General features: G+C 45.9%; 7 protein-coding genes, 9 tRNA genes and 6 rRNA genes. 1 reads left to right on the top strand and 21 read right to left on the bottom strand.

Going from position 1 to position 17,533, the window contains the following annotated elements; genetic code table 11:
* Positions 1-494: 494 nt before the first annotated feature.
* Positions 495-1,634 (top strand): IS110 family RNA-guided transposase, encoded by a 1,140-nt coding sequence (locus D9842_RS20815; RefSeq protein ID WP_121664156.1) that lies wholly within the window; start codon positions 495-497, stop codon positions 1,632-1,634.
* 171 nt (positions 1,635-1,805) lie between these two features.
* On the opposite strand, the gene rrf (D9842_RS20810) is transcribed toward D9842_RS20815, so the two are convergent.
* The 21 genes from rrf (D9842_RS20810) to folP all read right to left on the bottom strand — a co-directional run bounded on the left by rrf (D9842_RS20810) (position 1,806) and on the right by folP (position 17,526).
* Positions 1,806-1,921, bottom strand: a 5S ribosomal RNA gene (gene rrf / locus D9842_RS20810).
* Between the two features lie 78 nt (positions 1,922-1,999).
* Positions 2,000-4,928, bottom strand: a 23S ribosomal RNA gene (locus D9842_RS20805).
* 236 nt (positions 4,929-5,164) lie between these two features.
* Positions 5,165-6,715: ribosomal RNA gene (locus D9842_RS20800) — 16S ribosomal RNA — on the bottom strand.
* Positions 6,716-6,886: 171 nt separating this feature from the next.
* Positions 6,887-6,962 (bottom strand) — tRNA-Ala (locus D9842_RS20795).
* A 13-nt stretch (positions 6,963-6,975) separates the two neighbouring features.
* Positions 6,976-7,052 (bottom strand) — tRNA-Pro (locus D9842_RS20790).
* A 4-nt stretch (positions 7,053-7,056) separates the two neighbouring features.
* A tRNA-Arg gene (locus D9842_RS20785) sits at positions 7,057-7,133 on the bottom strand.
* Positions 7,134-7,195: 62 nt separating this feature from the next.
* Positions 7,196-7,284: transfer RNA gene (locus D9842_RS20780), tRNA-Leu, on the bottom strand.
* A gap of 9 nt (positions 7,285-7,293) precedes the next feature.
* A tRNA-Gly gene (locus D9842_RS20775) sits at positions 7,294-7,368 on the bottom strand.
* A gap of 35 nt (positions 7,369-7,403) precedes the next feature.
* Positions 7,404-7,489, bottom strand: a tRNA-Leu gene (locus D9842_RS20770).
* A 13-nt stretch (positions 7,490-7,502) separates the two neighbouring features.
* Positions 7,503-7,578, bottom strand: a tRNA-Lys gene (locus D9842_RS20765).
* 32 nt (positions 7,579-7,610) lie between these two features.
* A tRNA-Thr gene (locus D9842_RS20760) sits at positions 7,611-7,686 on the bottom strand.
* A gap of 52 nt (positions 7,687-7,738) precedes the next feature.
* Positions 7,739-7,814: transfer RNA gene (locus tag D9842_RS20755), tRNA-Val, on the bottom strand.
* 5 nt (positions 7,815-7,819) lie between these two features.
* Positions 7,820-7,935 (bottom strand): 5S ribosomal RNA (gene rrf, locus D9842_RS20750).
* Positions 7,936-8,072: 137 nt separating this feature from the next.
* Positions 8,073-11,001 (bottom strand): 23S ribosomal RNA (locus D9842_RS20745).
* A gap of 178 nt (positions 11,002-11,179) precedes the next feature.
* Positions 11,180-12,730 (bottom strand): 16S ribosomal RNA (locus tag D9842_RS20740).
* The 16S, 23S and 5S rRNA genes sit together here with 9 tRNA genes alongside, the layout of an rRNA operon.
* Before the next feature lie 286 nt (positions 12,731-13,016).
* Complete coding sequence (gene lysS, locus D9842_RS20735; RefSeq protein WP_162987522.1) at positions 13,017-14,516, bottom strand: lysine--tRNA ligase; 1,500 nt, start codon at positions 14,514-14,516, stop codon at positions 13,017-13,019.
* 96 nt (positions 14,517-14,612) lie between these two features.
* The gene (gene dusB / locus D9842_RS20730) at positions 14,613-15,614 is read right to left on the bottom strand and encodes a tRNA dihydrouridine synthase DusB (RefSeq protein WP_121664155.1); all 1,002 of its coding nucleotides are present in this window, start codon (positions 15,612-15,614) and stop codon (positions 14,613-14,615) included.
* 26 nt (positions 15,615-15,640) lie between these two features.
* The gene (locus D9842_RS20725; protein WP_098795071.1) at positions 15,641-15,844 is read right to left on the bottom strand and encodes a helix-turn-helix domain-containing protein; all 204 of its coding nucleotides are present in this window, start codon (positions 15,842-15,844) and stop codon (positions 15,641-15,643) included.
* Positions 15,796-16,323, bottom strand: coding sequence for a 2-amino-4-hydroxy-6-hydroxymethyldihydropteridine diphosphokinase (folK, locus tag D9842_RS20720; protein WP_121664154.1), 528 nt, complete (start codon positions 16,321-16,323; stop codon positions 15,796-15,798). Before folK ends, D9842_RS20725 begins: the two co-directional genes overlap by 49 nt.
* On the bottom strand, positions 16,320-16,682 hold the full coding sequence (gene folB, locus D9842_RS20715) for a dihydroneopterin aldolase (RefSeq protein WP_121664153.1): 363 nt from the start codon (positions 16,680-16,682) through the stop codon (positions 16,320-16,322). The genes folK and folB overlap by 4 nt, the downstream gene beginning before the upstream one ends.
* The gene (folP, locus tag D9842_RS20710; protein ID WP_121664152.1) at positions 16,675-17,526 is read right to left on the bottom strand and encodes a dihydropteroate synthase; all 852 of its coding nucleotides are present in this window, start codon (positions 17,524-17,526) and stop codon (positions 16,675-16,677) included. The genes folB and folP overlap by 8 nt, the downstream gene beginning before the upstream one ends.
* Between the last annotated feature and the right edge of the window lie 7 nt (positions 17,527-17,533).

Raw genomic sequence — 17,533 nt, 5'->3', positions numbered from 1 at the left:
CCCCAACTACCATTGGCGCAAGAGCTTAACTTCCGCGTTCGAACTATCGGCTTGCGATAAGCGGCGAATCTCCGCGTCAGTTTGTTCGTTCAAATTCTCATGTACCAAAACCGCACATTCCGGTCTTCACTCCCTGCGCTTCCTTGACCTTCTTGCTTCTCCCAAGCCTCAGGCTAGTAGTCTTATTTAGTCTCTATCTCTCTATTTCAAATCTTCGATTTTATTACCTTTTACTACACAAAAAACATTCATGATCTTTCGCTCTCAACCCAGGAATGAAAATAGAGTTCTCATCCCATAATGTTGATACCGCAAACAGTGAGTATATAACGTGGTCTTTATTGGTGGTTCGACCCTGTACAAAAAACTGTTGGAATGAATTTGGTGTACAACCCATTGTTAGCTCCCTATGTCTAGGATGACTACGAACAGAAAAATGTTTAATTTCAAATTCATTCCACTGTCTGTGGAATAATTTTATGAAGGTGAATAAGGTGGAAACTTTACACAAACGTTGTGCTGGTTTGGATGTTCACTCAGAAACCATTGTGGCTTGTGTATTACTAGGTGATTCAGAAGCTGAATTGGAAAGAGTAATTGAAACTTTCCCAACATTAACGAAGGATTTATTTCGTCTGCTTAAATGGTTAGAAGAAAAAGAAGTCACTCACATTGCGATGGAGAGTACGGGAGTTTATTGGAAACCAGTTTACAACATCTTAGAAGATTTTTTTGATATTACTTTGGCTAATGCACAAAGGATTAAAAACGTTCCCGGTAGGAAGACAGATGTTTCGGACGCAGAATGGATAGCTAAATTATTAAGACATGGACTAATAGAGAAAAGCTTTGTCCCTCCAGAAGACTTTCGAAATTTACGAGATTTGACTCGACTTAGAAAGAAATGGATTGGGCATATGACATCTGAGAAGAACCGAATTCAAAAAGTGTTAGAGACTTCAAACATAAAATTAAGTACTGTTATTTCAGATGTTTTTGGTGTTTCAGGAAGGAAACTCTTGGAACAATTAATATCTGAAGGTTTTATTGATCAGGAAGAAGTTGAGAAAAAGATACATGGAAGAATGGCTCATAAAAAACAATTGATTACTGATTCTTTATTCGGTACATTAAATGATCATCAACTTTTTCTAATCCAACAATCCTGGATGCATATTACTTATCTAGAAACGTTAATATCCGATATTGAGAAAAGGATCGATGAAATCTTACTAGACTATCAGGAAGAAGTTCAACTTTTAATCACAATGCCGGGTATTAAAAAAGATACAGCTGCAGTCATCCTTGCAGAAATTGGTGTAGATATGGGACAGTTTCCAACTTCTAAACATCTCGCTTCATGGGCAGGATTATCACCTGGAAATCATGAAAGTGCAGGAAAAAGAAAAAGTACACGAACAGTTAGAGGAAATCCACATATTAAATCTGCATTGTGCGAAGCTGCATGGGCTGTTTCAAGGAGTCGTAATAAAAGGTTGGGAATCAAATATTGGTCGTTGGCTGCGAGAAGAGGAAAGAAAAAAGCACTCGTTGCCATAGGACACCGAATGCTTACGATTGTCTATCATATGCTTCAGAACAAAGAACCCTACCACGAGTTAACTTCAAATTAGCATTATAGACAAAAAATAGAAAAGTTAAACGAGAAACCGTAAAGTACGGTAGCTCTGCTTTCCTATTGCCAAATTTAATTATCTATAGCTTAATCAAATGCGATCAAGTTTAAACCTTTAATTTATTTTCACAGAAAAAGACCAGCATCTCTACTGATCTTTTCTCATCTTACTTGGCGACGTCCTACTCTCACAGGGGGAAACCCCCAACTACCATCGGCGCTGAAGAGCTTAACTTCCGTGTTCGGCATGGGAACGGGTGTGACCTCTTCGCCATCATCACCAAATAATATTTAGTTTGAAGGATATTCCTTCAAAACTAGATAACGATTCACAATTCAACTTCACTAAGCTTACGCTTTTATTAGGTTAAGTCCTCGATCGATTAGTATCAGTCAGCTCCACACGTCACCGCGCTTCCACCTCTGACCTATCAACCTGATCATCTTTCAGGGATCTTACTCACTAATGTGATGGGAAATCTCATCTTGAGGGGGGCTTCATGCTTAGATGCTTTCAGCACTTATCCCTTCCGCACATAGCTACCCAGCTATGCCTTTGGCAAGACAACTGGTACACCAGCGGTGCGTCCATCCCGGTCCTCTCGTACTAAGGACAGCTCCTCTCAAATTTCCTACGCCCACGACGGATAGGGACCGAACTGTCTCACGACGTTCTGAACCCAGCTCGCGTACCGCTTTAATGGGCGAACAGCCCAACCCTTGGGACCGACTACAGCCCCAGGATGCGATGAGCCGACATCGAGGTGCCAAACCTCCCCGTCGATGTGGACTCTTGGGGGAGATAAGCCTGTTATCCCCGGGGTAGCTTTTATCCGTTGAGCGATGGCCCTTCCATGCGGAACCACCGGATCACTAAGCCCGACTTTCGTCCCTGCTCGACTTGTAGGTCTCGCAGTCAAGCTCCCTTGTGCCTTTACACTCTACGAATGATTTCCAACCATTCTGAGGGAACCTTTGGGCGCCTCCGTTACATTTTAGGAGGCGACCGCCCCAGTCAAACTGCCCACCTGACACTGTCTCCCAGCCCGATCAGGGCTGTGGGTTAGAATTTCAATACAGCCAGGGTAGTATCCCACCGACGCCTCCACCGAAGCTAGCGCTCCGGCTTCTCAGGCTCCTACCTATCCTGTACAAGCTGTACCAAAATTCAATATCAGGCTACAGTAAAGCTCCACGGGGTCTTTCCGTCCTGTCGCGGGTAACCTGCATCTTCACAGGTACTATAATTTCACCGAGTCTCTCGTTGAGACAGTGCCCAGATCGTTACGCCTTTCGTGCGGGTCGGAACTTACCCGACAAGGAATTTCGCTACCTTAGGACCGTTATAGTTACGGCCGCCGTTTACTGGGGCTTCGGTTCAAAGCTTCGCTTGCGCTAACCTCTCCCCTTAACCTTCCAGCACCGGGCAGGCGTCAGCCCCTATACTTCGCCTTGCGGCTTCGCAGAGACCTGTGTTTTTGCTAAACAGTCGCCTGGGCCTATTCACTGCGGCTTTTCCGGGCTATTCACCCTAAAAAGCACCCCTTCTCCCGAAGTTACGGGGTCATTTTGCCGAGTTCCTTAACGAGAGTTCTCTCGCTCACCTTAGGATTCTCTCCTCGCCTACCTGTGTCGGTTTGCGGTACGGGCACCTCTCACCTCGCTAGAGGCTTTTCTTGGCAGTGTGGAATCAGGAACTTCGGTACTATAATTCCCTCGCCATCACAGCTCAGCCTTCACGACAACGGGATTTGCCTCATTGTCAGCCTAACTGCTTGGACGCGCATATCCAACAGCGCGCTTACCCTATCCTTCTGCGTCCCCCCATTGCTCAAACGGTGAGGAGGTGGTACAGGAATTTCAACCTGTTGTCCATCGCCTACGCCTTTCGGCCTCGGCTTAGGTCCCGACTTACCCTGAGCGGACGAGCCTTCCTCAGGAAACCTTAGGCATTCGGTGGAGGGGATTCTCACCCCTCTTTCGCTACTCATACCGGCATTCTCACTTCTAAGCGCTCCACCAGTCCTTACGGTCTGGCTTCACAGCCCTTAGAACGCTCTCCTACCACTGTTCGTAAGAACAGTCCACAGCTTCGGTGATACGTTTAGCCCCGGTACATTTTCGGCGCAGAGCCACTCGACCAGTGAGCTATTACGCACTCTTTAAATGGTGGCTGCTTCTAAGCCAACATCCTGGTTGTCTAAGCAACTCCACATCCTTTTCCACTTAACGTATACTTTGGGACCTTAGCTGGTGGTCTGGGCTGTTTCCCTCTTGACTACGGATCTTATCACTCGCAGTCTGACTCCTGAACATAAGTCTTTGGCATTCGGAGTTTGACTGAATTCGGTAACCCGATGGGGGCCCCTAGTCCAATCAGTGCTCTACCTCCAAGACTCTCATTTCAAGGCTAGCCCTAAAGCTATTTCGGAGAGAACCAGCTATCTCCAAGTTCGATTGGAATTTCTCCGCTACCCACACCTCATCCCCGCACTTTTCAACGTGCGTGGGTTCGGGCCTCCATTCAGTGTTACCTGAACTTCACCCTGGACATGGGTAGATCACCTGGTTTCGGGTCTACGACCACGTACTCTTTCGCCCTATTCAGACTCGCTTTCGCTGCGGCTCCGTCTTATCAACTTAACCTTGCACGGGATCGTAACTCGCCGGTTCATTCTACAAAAGGCACGCCATTACCCATTAACGGGCTTTGACTACTTGTAGGCACACGGTTTCAGGATCTCTTTCACTCCCCTTCCGGGGTGCTTTTCACCTTTCCCTCACGGTACTGGTTCACTATCGGTCACTAGGGAGTATTTAGCCTTGGGAGATGGTCCTCCCTGCTTCCGACGGGATTTCACGTGTCCCGCCGTACTCAGGATCCACTCTGGAGGGAACGAAGTTTCAACTACAGGGTTGTTACCTTCTTTGACGGGCCTTTCCAGACCTCTTCATTTACTCCGTTCCTTTGTAACTCCGTATAGAGTGTCCTACAACCCCAAGAGGCAAGCCTCTTAGTTTGGGCTTCTTCCGTTTCGCTCGCCGCTACTCAGGAAATCGCGTTTGCTTTCTCTTCCTCCGGGTACTTAGATGTTTCAGTTCCCCGGGTCTGCCATCATCACCCTATGAATTCAGGTGAAGATACTACTCCATTACGAGCAGTGGGTTTCCCCATTCGGAAATCTCCGGATCAAAGCTTACTTACAGCTCCCCGAAGCATATCGGTGTTAGTACCGTCCTTCATCGGCTCCTAGTGCCAAGGCATCCACCGTGCGCCCTTAACAACTTAACCTTTGACATCAAAGATGTCGTTTAAATCAATTATTAAGAGAATCACTAAACTAAGCGTTTAAACTCAGTGAATTACTTGAATTGTTTTCGTTATCTAGTTTTCAAGGAACATAAAACACAGGATGTTCAAATGCACTTTGCATTTAGACTCCTATGTATTGAGTCTTACTTATATAGAAAGATCATTATGATCTCTCAAAACTAAACAAAATACCAAGCGTGCCTCATTTTCCTTAGAAAGGAGGTGATCCAGCCGCACCTTCCGATACGGCTACCTTGTTACGACTTCACCCCAATCATCTGTCCCACCTTAGGCGGCTGGCTCCTTACGGTTACCCCACCGACTTCGGGTGTTACAAACTCTCGTGGTGTGACGGGCGGTGTGTACAAGGCCCGGGAACGTATTCACCGCGGCATGCTGATCCGCGATTACTAGCGATTCCGGCTTCATGCAGGCGAGTTGCAGCCTGCAATCCGAACTGAGAATGGTTTTATGGGATTGGCTTGACCTCGCGGTCTTGCAGCCCTTTGTACCATCCATTGTAGCACGTGTGTAGCCCAGGTCATAAGGGGCATGATGATTTGACGTCATCCCCACCTTCCTCCGGTTTGTCACCGGCAGTCACCTTAGAGTGCCCAACTGAATGCTGGCAACTAAGATCAAGGGTTGCGCTCGTTGCGGGACTTAACCCAACATCTCACGACACGAGCTGACGACAACCATGCACCACCTGTCACTTCGTCCCCCGAAGGGGAACCTTCTATCTCTAGAAGTAGCGAAGGATGTCAAGACCTGGTAAGGTTCTTCGCGTTGCTTCGAATTAAACCACATGCTCCACCGCTTGTGCGGGCCCCCGTCAATTCCTTTGAGTTTCAGTCTTGCGACCGTACTCCCCAGGCGGAGTGCTTAATGCGTTTGCTGCAGCACTAAAGGGCGGAAACCCTCTAACACTTAGCACTCATCGTTTACGGCGTGGACTACCAGGGTATCTAATCCTGTTCGCTCCCCACGCTTTCGCGCCTCAGCGTCAGTTACAGACCAGAGAGTCGCCTTCGCCACTGGTGTTCCTCCACATCTCTACGCATTTCACCGCTACACGTGGAATTCCACTCTCCTCTTCTGCACTCAAGTTCCCCAGTTTCCAATGACCCTCCACGGTTGAGCCGTGGGCTTTCACATCAGACTTAAGAAACCGCCTGCGCGCGCTTTACGCCCAATAATTCCGGACAACGCTTGCCACCTACGTATTACCGCGGCTGCTGGCACGTAGTTAGCCGTGGCTTTCTGGTTAGGTACCGTCAAGGTACCAGCAGTTACTCTGGTACTTGTTCTTCCCTAACAACAGAACTTTACGACCCGAAGGCCTTCATCGTTCACGCGGCGTTGCTCCGTCAGACTTTCGTCCATTGCGGAAGATTCCCTACTGCTGCCTCCCGTAGGAGTCTGGGCCGTGTCTCAGTCCCAGTGTGGCCGATCACCCTCTCAGGTCGGCTACGCATCGTCGCCTTGGTGAGCCGTTACCTCACCAACTAGCTAATGCGCCGCGGGTCCATCTGTAAGTGACAGCTAAAAGCCGTCTTTCAATCTTGAACCATGCGGTTCAAAATGTTATCCGGTATTAGCTCCGGTTTCCCGGAGTTATCCCAATCTTACAGGCAGGTTACCCACGTGTTACTCACCCGTCCGCCGCTAACCTCAGGGAGCAAGCTCCCATTGGTTCGCTCGACTTGCATGTATTAGGCACGCCGCCAGCGTTCGTCCTGAGCCAGGATCAAACTCTCCAATAAAGAGTTGATGTAGCTCATAAAGTTTGTACTATATAGTACGTTTTTTTTGTTAATAAAAATTAACGTTGGCACGCTTGGTTTTGTTTAGTTTTCAAAGATCATTGTTTTACAATAACTTTCTTATAATATCATTCTCATTCGAGAAAAGCAAGACATTATTTCAAAAAGTTTTGGTGGAGCCTAGCGGGATCGAACCGCTGACCTCCTGCGTGCAAAGCAGGCGCTCTCCCAGCTGAGCTAAGGCCCCATAATTTAGTTAATGGTCGGGAAGACAGGATTCGAACCTGCGACCCCTTGGTCCCAAACCAAGTGCTCTACCAAGCTGAGCTACTTCCCGAATATGGCGCGCCCGAGAGGAGTCGAACCCCTAACCTTTTGATCCGTAGTCAAACGCTCTATCCAATTGAGCTACGGGCGCTAGTAATCTAAATTAATCTATAAAAATTAAGGTAAGTTATTTTCGCTAGCGCGAAAAAACTATGGTGCCGAGGACCGGAATCGAACCGGTACGGTAGTCACCTACCGCAGGATTTTAAGTCCTGTGCGTCTGCCAGTTCCGCCACCCCGGCACTTACTATTGGAGCGGAAGACGGGATTCGAACCCGCGACCCCCACCTTGGCAAGGTGGTGTTCTACCACTGAACTACTTCCGCATATTAAATGAGTAATCTTATTATCGTAAAAATAATGGTGCGGGTGAAGGGACTTGAACCCCCACGTCATAAAGACACTAGATCCTAAGTCTAGCGCGTCTGCCAATTCCGCCACACCCGCAAGGTGTGTTAAATGGTGAGCCATGAAGGACTCGAACCTTCGACCCTCTGATTAAAAGTCAGATGCTCTACCAACTGAGCTAATGGCTCATTTTATAATGAGTTATTATTATTAAAATGAGTGGTGCCGGCGAGAGGACTTGAACCCCCAACCTACTGATTACAAGTCAGTTGCTCTACCAGTTGAGCTACACCGGCATTATTATAAATGTGTAAATGGTGAGTTATTTTCACTAGCGTGAAAAAACTATGGTGGAGGATGACGGGATCGAACCGCCGACCCCCTGCTTGTAAGGCAGGTGCTCTCCCAGCTGAGCTAATCCTCCATTATACCTGGCAACGTCCTACTCTCACAGGGGGAAACCCCCAACTACCATCGGCGCTGAAGAGCTTAACTTCCGTGTTCGGCATGGGAACGGGTGTGACCTCTTCGCCATCATTACCAGATATCTCATTAAATTTTAGCGACAAAAACTATTATATAATATTCTGTCGAAAAATCAATATATTTTTTTGAAGAAAATATATTCCTTCAAAACTAGATAACGATTCACAATTCAACTTCACTAAGCTTACGCTTTTATTAGGTTAAGTCCTCGATCGATTAGTATCAGTCAGCTCCACACGTCACCGCGCTTCCACCTCTGACCTATCAACCTGATCATCTTTCAGGGATCTTACTAGCTAATGCTATGGGAAATCTCATCTTGAGGGGGGCTTCATGCTTAGATGCTTTCAGCACTTATCCCTTCCGCACATAGCTACCCAGCTATGCCTTTGGCAAGACAACTGGTACACCAGCGGTGCGTCCATCCCGGTCCTCTCGTACTAAGGACAGCTCCTCTCAAATTTCCTACGCCCACGACGGATAGGGACCGAACTGTCTCACGACGTTCTGAACCCAGCTCGCGTACCGCTTTAATGGGCGAACAGCCCAACCCTTGGGACCGACTACAGCCCCAGGATGCGATGAGCCGACATCGAGGTGCCAAACCTCCCCGTCGATGTGGACTCTTGGGGGAGATAAGCCTGTTATCCCCGGGGTAGCTTTTATCCGTTGAGCGATGGCCCTTCCATGCGGAACCACCGGATCACTAAGCCCGACTTTCGTCCCTGCTCGACTTGTAGGTCTCGCAGTCAAGCTCCCTTGTGCCTTTACACTCTACGAATGATTTCCAACCATTCTGAGGGAACCTTTGGGCGCCTCCGTTACATTTTAGGAGGCGACCGCCCCAGTCAAACTGCCCACCTGACACTGTCTCCCAGCCCGATCAGGGCTGTGGGTTAGAATTTCAATACAGCCAGGGTAGTATCCCACCGACGCCTCCACCGAAGCTAGCGCTCCGGCTTCTCAGGCTCCTACCTATCCTGTACAAGCTGTACCAAAATTCAATATCAGGCTACAGTAAAGCTCCACGGGGTCTTTCCGTCCTGTCGCGGGTAACCTGCATCTTCACAGGTACTATAATTTCACCGAGTCTCTCGTTGAGACAGTGCCCAGATCGTTACGCCTTTCGTGCGGGTCGGAACTTACCCGACAAGGAATTTCGCTACCTTAGGACCGTTATAGTTACGGCCGCCGTTTACTGGGGCTTCGGTTCAAAGCTTCGCTTGCGCTAACCTCTCCCCTTAACCTTCCAGCACCGGGCAGGCGTCAGCCCCTATACTTCGCCTTGCGGCTTCGCAGAGACCTGTGTTTTTGCTAAACAGTCGCCTGGGCCTATTCACTGCGGCTTTTCCGGGCTATTCACCCTAAAAAGCACCCCTTCTCCCGAAGTTACGGGGTCATTTTGCCGAGTTCCTTAACGAGAGTTCTCTCGCTCACCTTAGGATTCTCTCCTCGCCTACCTGTGTCGGTTTGCGGTACGGGCACCTCTCACCTCGCTAGAGGCTTTTCTTGGCAGTGTGGAATCAGGAACTTCGGTACTATAATTCCCTCGCCATCACAGCTCAGCCTTCACGACAACGGGATTTGCCTCATTGTCAGCCTAACTGCTTGGACGCGCATATCCAACAGCGCGCTTACCCTATCCTTCTGCGTCCCCCCATTGCTCAAACGGTGAGGAGGTGGTACAGGAATTTCAACCTGTTGTCCATCGCCTACGCCTTTCGGCCTCGGCTTAGGTCCCGACTTACCCTGAGCGGACGAGCCTTCCTCAGGAAACCTTAGGCATTCGGTGGAGGGGATTCTCACCCCTCTTTCGCTACTCATACCGGCATTCTCACTTCTAAGCGCTCCACCAGTCCTTACGGTCTGGCTTCACAGCCCTTAGAACGCTCTCCTACCACTGTTCGTAAGAACAGTCCACAGCTTCGGTGATACGTTTAGCCCCGGTACATTTTCGGCGCAGAGTCACTCGACCAGTGAGCTATTACGCACTCTTTAAATGGTGGCTGCTTCTAAGCCAACATCCTGGTTGTCTAAGCAACTCCACATCCTTTTCCACTTAACGTATACTTTGGGACCTTAGCTGGTGGTCTGGGCTGTTTCCCTCTTGACTACGGATCTTATCACTCGCAGTCTGACTCCTGAACATAAGTCTTTGGCATTCGGAGTTTGACTGAATTCGGTAACCCGATGGGGGCCCCTAGTCCAATCAGTGCTCTACCTCCAAGACTCTCATTTCAAGGCTAGCCCTAAAGCTATTTCGGAGAGAACCAGCTATCTCCAAGTTCGATTGGAATTTCTCCGCTACCCACACCTCATCCCCGCACTTTTCAACGTGCGTGGGTTCGGGCCTCCATTCAGTGTTACCTGAACTTCACCCTGGACATGGGTAGATCACCTGGTTTCGGGTCTACGACCACGTACTCTTTCGCCCTATTCAGACTCGCTTTCGCTGCGGCTCCGTCTTATCAACTTAACCTTGCACGGGATCGTAACTCGCCGGTTCATTCTACAAAAGGCACGCCATTACCCATTAACGGGCTTTGACTACTTGTAGGCACACGGTTTCAGGATCTCTTTCACTCCCCTTCCGGGGTGCTTTTCACCTTTCCCTCACGGTACTGGTTCACTATCGGTCACTAGGGAGTATTTAGCCTTGGGAGATGGTCCTCCCTGCTTCCGACGGGATTTCACGTGTCCCGCCGTACTCAGGATCCACTCTGGAGGGAACGAAGTTTCAACTACAGGGTTGTTACCTTCTTTGACGGGCCTTTCCAGACCTCTTCATTTACTCCGTTCCTTTGTAACTCCGTATAGAGTGTCCTACAACCCCAAGAGGCAAGCCTCTTGGTTTGGGCTTCTTCCGTTTCGCTCGCCGCTACTCAGGAAATCGCGTTTGCTTTCTCTTCCTCCGGGTACTTAGATGTTTCAGTTCCCCGGGTCTGCCATCATCACCCTATGAATTCAGGTGAAGATACTACTCCATTACGAGCAGTGGGTTTCCCCATTCGGAAATCTCCGGATCAAAGCTTACTTACAGCTCCCCGAAGCATATCGGTGTTAGTACCGTCCTTCATCGGCTCCTAGTGCCAAGGCATCCACCGTGCGCCCTTAACAACTTAACCTTTGACATCAAAGATGTCTTTTAAATCAATTATTAAGAGAATCACTAAACTAAGCGTTTAAACTCAGTGAATTACTTGAATTGTTTTCGTTATCTAGTTTTCAAGGAACATAGTAAAGAAAGATCATAATGATCTCTCAAAACTAAACAAAATACCAAGCGTGCCTCATTTTCCTTAGAAAGGAGGTGATCCAGCCGCACCTTCCGATACGGCTACCTTGTTACGACTTCACCCCAATCATCTGTCCCACCTTAGGCGGCTGGCTCCTTACGGTTACCCCACCGACTTCGGGTGTTACAAACTCTCGTGGTGTGACGGGCGGTGTGTACAAGGCCCGGGAACGTATTCACCGCGGCATGCTGATCCGCGATTACTAGCGATTCCGGCTTCATGCAGGCGAGTTGCAGCCTGCAATCCGAACTGAGAATGGTTTTATGGGATTGGCTTGACCTCGCGGTCTTGCAGCCCTTTGTACCATCCATTGTAGCACGTGTGTAGCCCAGGTCATAAGGGGCATGATGATTTGACGTCATCCCCACCTTCCTCCGGTTTGTCACCGGCAGTCACCTTAGAGTGCCCAACTGAATGCTGGCAACTAAGATCAAGGGTTGCGCTCGTTGCGGGACTTAACCCAACATCTCACGACACGAGCTGACGACAACCATGCACCACCTGTCACTTCGTCCCCCGAAGGGGAACCTTCTATCTCTAGAAGTAGCGAAGGATGTCAAGACCTGGTAAGGTTCTTCGCGTTGCTTCGAATTAAACCACATGCTCCACCGCTTGTGCGGGCCCCCGTCAATTCCTTTGAGTTTCAGTCTTGCGACCGTACTCCCCAGGCGGAGTGCTTAATGCGTTTGCTGCAGCACTAAAGGGCGGAAACCCTCTAACACTTAGCACTCATCGTTTACGGCGTGGACTACCAGGGTATCTAATCCTGTTCGCTCCCCACGCTTTCGCGCCTCAGCGTCAGTTACAGACCAGAGAGTCGCCTTCGCCACTGGTGTTCCTCCACATCTCTACGCATTTCACCGCTACACGTGGAATTCCACTCTCCTCTTCTGCACTCAAGTTCCCCAGTTTCCAATGACCCTCCACGGTTGAGCCGTGGGCTTTCACATCAGACTTAAGAAACCGCCTGCGCGCGCTTTACGCCCAATAATTCCGGACAACGCTTGCCACCTACGTATTACCGCGGCTGCTGGCACGTAGTTAGCCGTGGCTTTCTGGTTAGGTACCGTCAAGGTACCAGCAGTTACTCTGGTACTTGTTCTTCCCTAACAACAGAACTTTACGACCCGAAGGCCTTCATCGTTCACGCGGCGTTGCTCCGTCAGACTTTCGTCCATTGCGGAAGATTCCCTACTGCTGCCTCCCGTAGGAGTCTGGGCCGTGTCTCAGTCCCAGTGTGGCCGATCACCCTCTCAGGTCGGCTACGCATCGTCGCCTTGGTGAGCCGTTACCTCACCAACTAGCTAATGCGCCGCGGGTCCATCTGTAAGTGACAGCTAAAAGCCGTCTTTCAACTTTGAACCATGCGGTTCAAAATGTTATCCGGTATTAGCTCCGGTTTCCCGGAGTTATCCCAATCTTACAGGCAGGTTACCCACGTGTTACTCACCCGTCCGCCGCTAACCTCAGGGAGCAAGCTCCCATTGGTTCGCTCGACTTGCATGTATTAGGCACGCCGCCAGCGTTCGTCCTGAGCCAGGATCAAACTCTCCAATAAAGAGTTGATGTAGCTCATAAAATTTGTACTATATAGTACGTTTTTTTGTTAATAAAAATTAACGTTGGCACGCTTGGTTTTGTTTAGTTTTCAAAGATCATTGTTTAACAACAACTTTTATATTATAACAAACTTCAAAACTTAAAGTCAACAGTTTTTTTATTTGTTATTTATGTGTTATCTGCCTGTTTCGCAGCAACGTATTCTAATATACCATCGTAAACAAACTTACGCAAGTACTTTTTTGAAAAATTTAAACCCCTGCGTTTTTTGCAGGGGTTCTTTCTTAACGATGTCTCATTTGCGGGAATAGCAATACATCACGAATAGAAGGAGAGTTCGTTAAAAGCATTACTAAACGATCAATTCCAATTCCTAATCCACCAGTTGGAGGCATTCCATATTCTAGAGCTTCAATAAAGTCTTCATCCATCATATGAGCCTCATCATTACCTTGCTCACGCTCTTTAAGTTGTGCTTCAAATCTTTCCTTTTGGTCAATTGGATCATTCAGCTCTGTGAAGGCATTTGCATGTTCACGAGCAACGATAAACAACTCAAAACGGTCAGTGAAACGATCATCATCATCGTTTTTCTTAGCTAAAGGAGAGATTTCAACCGGGTGACCGTAAATGAAAGTAGGTTGAATTAGTTTCTCCTCTACTTTCTGTTCAAAGAATTCATTTACAATGTGACCATATTGCATATGTTCAGCAATCTCTACATTATGTTCTTTTGCAAGACTTCTAGCTTCTTCAATCGTCATTTCCTTCCAGAAGTCAGCACCCGTATGTTCTTTAATGGCATCTACCATATGAAGTCTTGTCCATTTTGGTTCGAGATTTACTTCATACTCTCCATATTGTACAGTTGTTGTTCCTAAGACTTCTTTTGCACAATGAGCTATGACATTCTCAGTTAATGTCATGATATCTTGATAATCAGCATAAGCCTCGTAAAGTTCAATCATTGTAAATTCAGGGTTATGACGAGTAGATATTCCCTCATTCCTGAACACACGACCGATTTCATAAACTTTTTCTAATCCACCTACGATTAAACGCTTTAGATGCAATTCGATAGCGATACGCATGTATAACGGCATATCTAATGCGTTATGGTGTGTAATAAACGGGCGTGCAGAGGCACCACCTGGGATAGAGTGCATAGTTGGCGTTTCAACTTCTAAATATCCTTGGTCATCTAAATAACGTCGCATTGCTTGAATAATTTTACTACGTGTAATAAATGTTTTCTTGCTTTCAGGACTCATGATTAAATCTACATATCTTTGACGGTAACGTTGTTCAATATCTTTTAAACCATGGAATTTATCCGGTAGTGGACGTAATGCTTTTGTCAGCAATTCGAACGATTTCACTTTAATCGATAGCTCGCCAACCTTAGTTTTAAATACTACACCCGTTATTCCAATAATATCTCCTAGATCAGCCGTGTTGAAAATCTCATATGCTTCTTCACCAACTGCATCTTTTCGAACATAGATTTGAATTTGACCTGATAAGTCTTGGATATGAGCAAAGCCTGCTTTACCTTTACCACGCTTCGTCATAATTCTTCCCGCTATTGTAACTGTTACTTCTTTTTCATCTAGTTCTTCTTTTTCTAATCCTTCGTAGTTAGCAATGATATCTTCCGTTTGATGTGTTCTTTCAAATCGCTTACCGAATGGATCTAACCCTTTTTCTCTTAAATTATGTAATTTCTCACGTCTAACTTTGAGTTGGTCACTCAATTCTTCTTGATTCATTTCTTCCTGACTCATACTAACACTCCTATCTATACAAATTGAAAAGCAGAAAACTGCCAGGAATACTGGCAGTAAAAACAGCAAAACAATAGATACTACTAAACTGAATATTTAACCTGCTTGGCTAGCACTATCTTCTTTTGCTTCCATCTCTAAAACAAACTCATCTAATAGATTAACAAATTCATCTCTAGTGTTCATTAAATTGATGTCATTACGGACCTTTGCATTACCTCTAATACCCTTTAGGTACCAGGCAGCATGCTTTCTCATTTCTCGAACTGCTACATTTTCATTTTTTAACGATATTAGGCGATCTAGATGAAGCTTGCACACTTCCATCTTCTCACGCACATCAGGTTCATCCATCAATACGCCATTTTCTAAAAATTTAACCGTACGATAAATCATCCATGGATTCCCTAGTGCTGCACGACCGATCATAACACCATCAACACCTGTTTCATCTAACATGCGCTTAGCATCTTGAGGTGTTGTAACATCACCATTTCCTATTACAGGAATGTTAACAGATTCTTTTACTTCTTTAATGATATCCCAATTTGCTGTACCTTCATACATTTGTACTCTGGTACGACCATGAAGAGCCACTGCTTTACCACCTGCGCGCTCTATCGCTTGGGCATTTTGAACGGCATAAATATGATCATCATCCCAGCCCATGCGCATTTTAACTGTAACTGGCTTATCTACCGCTTCTACAACTGCCGATACCATGTCATAAATTTTGTTTGGATCTAAAAGCCATTTTGCCCCTGCATCACATTTTGTGATTTTCGGAACTGGACATCCCATGTTTATATCAATAATATCAGCTGTTGTATTTTTATCAACAAATTTAGCCGCTTCAACAAGTGTATCCTTTTCACCACCGAATATTTGTAAGCTTAGTGGCTTTTCACGTTCATCAATATATAGCATTCCCATTGTTCTTGCATTTTTTAAAAGGATAGCTTTATCACTTACCATTTCAGCACATACTAATCCAGCGCCAAACTCTTTAACTGTTAATCTAAAAGCTGCATTACATACTCCTGCCATTGGGGCTAAAACGACTCTGTTCTTTAATTCAATATCGCCAATCTTAAACATTCTGCATACCTCCTTTTGCTTGTAGTTTAGTTTGGGGTTAATTCCTCTACTGTTACATTAAGGGATTTTGCTACATCCTCTATAAACTCTTTGCTGGGTTCGCGATTTCCTCTTTCTATTTCGCCTAATACAGAAACAGAAACACCAAGATCCTTGGCAAAACTCTCTTGGGTGTATCCTTTTAATTTTCTAAAAGCGCGAATACGTCTACCCCATTTTTCTGCTTCCATATTCGTACTCCTTCTTTATCTTGTAATTGATCTATGATAGTTGAAATTGGTTTATCTAAAGTAGGAATGCTTATGTCTTTGTTTAATTCATACAAAGGGATAAGAACAAATGCTCGTTCATGCATTCTAGGATGAGGAACAATTAATTGTTCTGCTTCAATATTTTCATGATTATACAACAAAATGTCAAGGTCTAAAGTTCGTGGCCCCCACTTTACTTCCCTTTTTCGGTCAAGTAGTTTTTCAATTTCTTGGAGAGAAAGAAGAAGCTGATATGCTGTTAAATCAGTGTTAGCACGAATAACCATATTTAAAAATTGGTCTTGGTCTGTGAAGCCAATCGGATCTGTTTCATAGATCGAGGAAATATCTACCACACTTATAGAAGGATGTTGATTGATTTTCTTTATAGCATCGAGAAGATATCTTTCCCGATTCCCCATATTCGAACCAAGTGCTATATAAACATCATTTTTCATGTTCTTCCCCTTTTAATTTCAACAGCAACTTCCTTATAATGTCCAGGAATTGGAGGGTCTGGCTTAATCACTTTCACTTCACAAAAATGAATAAGCGGAAATTCTGTTAGTAATTTTTGTGCGATTTGTTCTGCCACAGATTCTACAAGCTTATAAGGCTTACCTTCAACTATTTCCTTGCAGCATTTATATAAAGATGCATAGTTCACACTATACTCTAATTCATCTGTTTCCCCAGCCTTTTTTAAGTCTAACTCAACAGCTAGGTCTACTCTAAACCGTTGACCCAGCTTATTTTCCTCTTGAAATACACCGTGGTATCCGTAAAAGTCCATCCCGTTTACATATATTTTATCGATTGTTTACTCCTCCCTTCCCAAGCATAACGTCCATCATTTTAGCCATTCTGGACATCTCTAACACATCATGTATTCTCACAATATGACATCCCTTTTGGATTCCTAAACAAACAGTTGCACCAGTTCCCTCCATACGTTCTGTTGGAGGAACATCCAGAATATGTCCTATAAACGATTTTCTTGAGGTACCTAACAACACAGGATATCCTAGTTGGACGAAAGCATCGAGATTTCTCATCACTTCAAGGTTATCATCCATTGTTTTCGCAAAACCGACCCCTGGGTCAAGAATGATTTTCTCATCCTTAACTCCCGCTTCTTTTGCAATCGCCACAGACTCCATTAAGTCTACAATCATATCAGGTATAAGCTGTTCATAATTCTTATTTGCTCGGTTATGCATAAGAATAATCGGTACATCGTATTCTGCAGCAACCTTTGCCATATTTGGATCTGCCTTCGCTCCCCAAACATCATTAATGATCGATGCTCCTGCTTCTATTGCTTGTTTAGCTACTTCCGCTTTATAAGTATCAATTGATATTGGAGCTTTAATGACTCGTGAAAGATTTTTTATAACAGGAATAACGCGATCTAACTCTTCCTCCTGAGTGACAGTACTAGCTCCAGGTCTAGTTGATTCTCCACCAATATCAATAATATCTGCACCATGTTGTAGCATTTCCTCTGCACGTTCAATCGCAAGGTCTATGCTGCTAAACTTTCCACCATCAGAAAATGAATCAGGTGTTATATTTAAGATCCCCATGATTAAGGTTTTATCATGATAATTAAGAGCATAGTCACCACATTCAATAATCTGTTGCTTCGTTAAAGTCTTCATTTTCCTC

Origin of the sequence: Metabacillus litoralis (assembly GCF_003667825.1) — a bacterium.
In the GTDB taxonomy this organism is placed as follows: Bacteria; Bacillota; Bacilli; order Bacillales; family Bacillaceae; genus Metabacillus; species Metabacillus litoralis_B.
Note: the sequence above shows the minus strand (reverse complement) of the source record. Positions and strands in the feature narration are given on the sequence as shown.

What these genes read in the sequence shown, in the direction of transcription:
- lysS (WP_162987522.1), bottom strand. Translation starts at nt 14,516, where the DNA reads ATGAGTCAGGAAGAAATGAATCAAGAAGAATTGAGTGACCAACTCAAA.
- folK (WP_121664154.1), bottom strand. Translation starts at nt 16,323, where the DNA reads ATGAAAAATGATGTTTATATAGCACTTGGTTCGAATATGGGGAATCGG.
- D9842_RS20725 (WP_098795071.1), bottom strand. Translation starts at nt 15,844, where the DNA reads ATGGAAGCAGAAAAATGGGGTAGACGTATTCGCGCTTTTAGAAAATTA.
- dusB (WP_121664155.1), bottom strand. Translation starts at nt 15,614, where the DNA reads ATGTTTAAGATTGGCGATATTGAATTAAAGAACAGAGTCGTTTTAGCC.
- folP (WP_121664152.1), bottom strand. Translation starts at nt 17,526, where the DNA reads ATGAAGACTTTAACGAAGCAACAGATTATTGAATGTGGTGACTATGCT.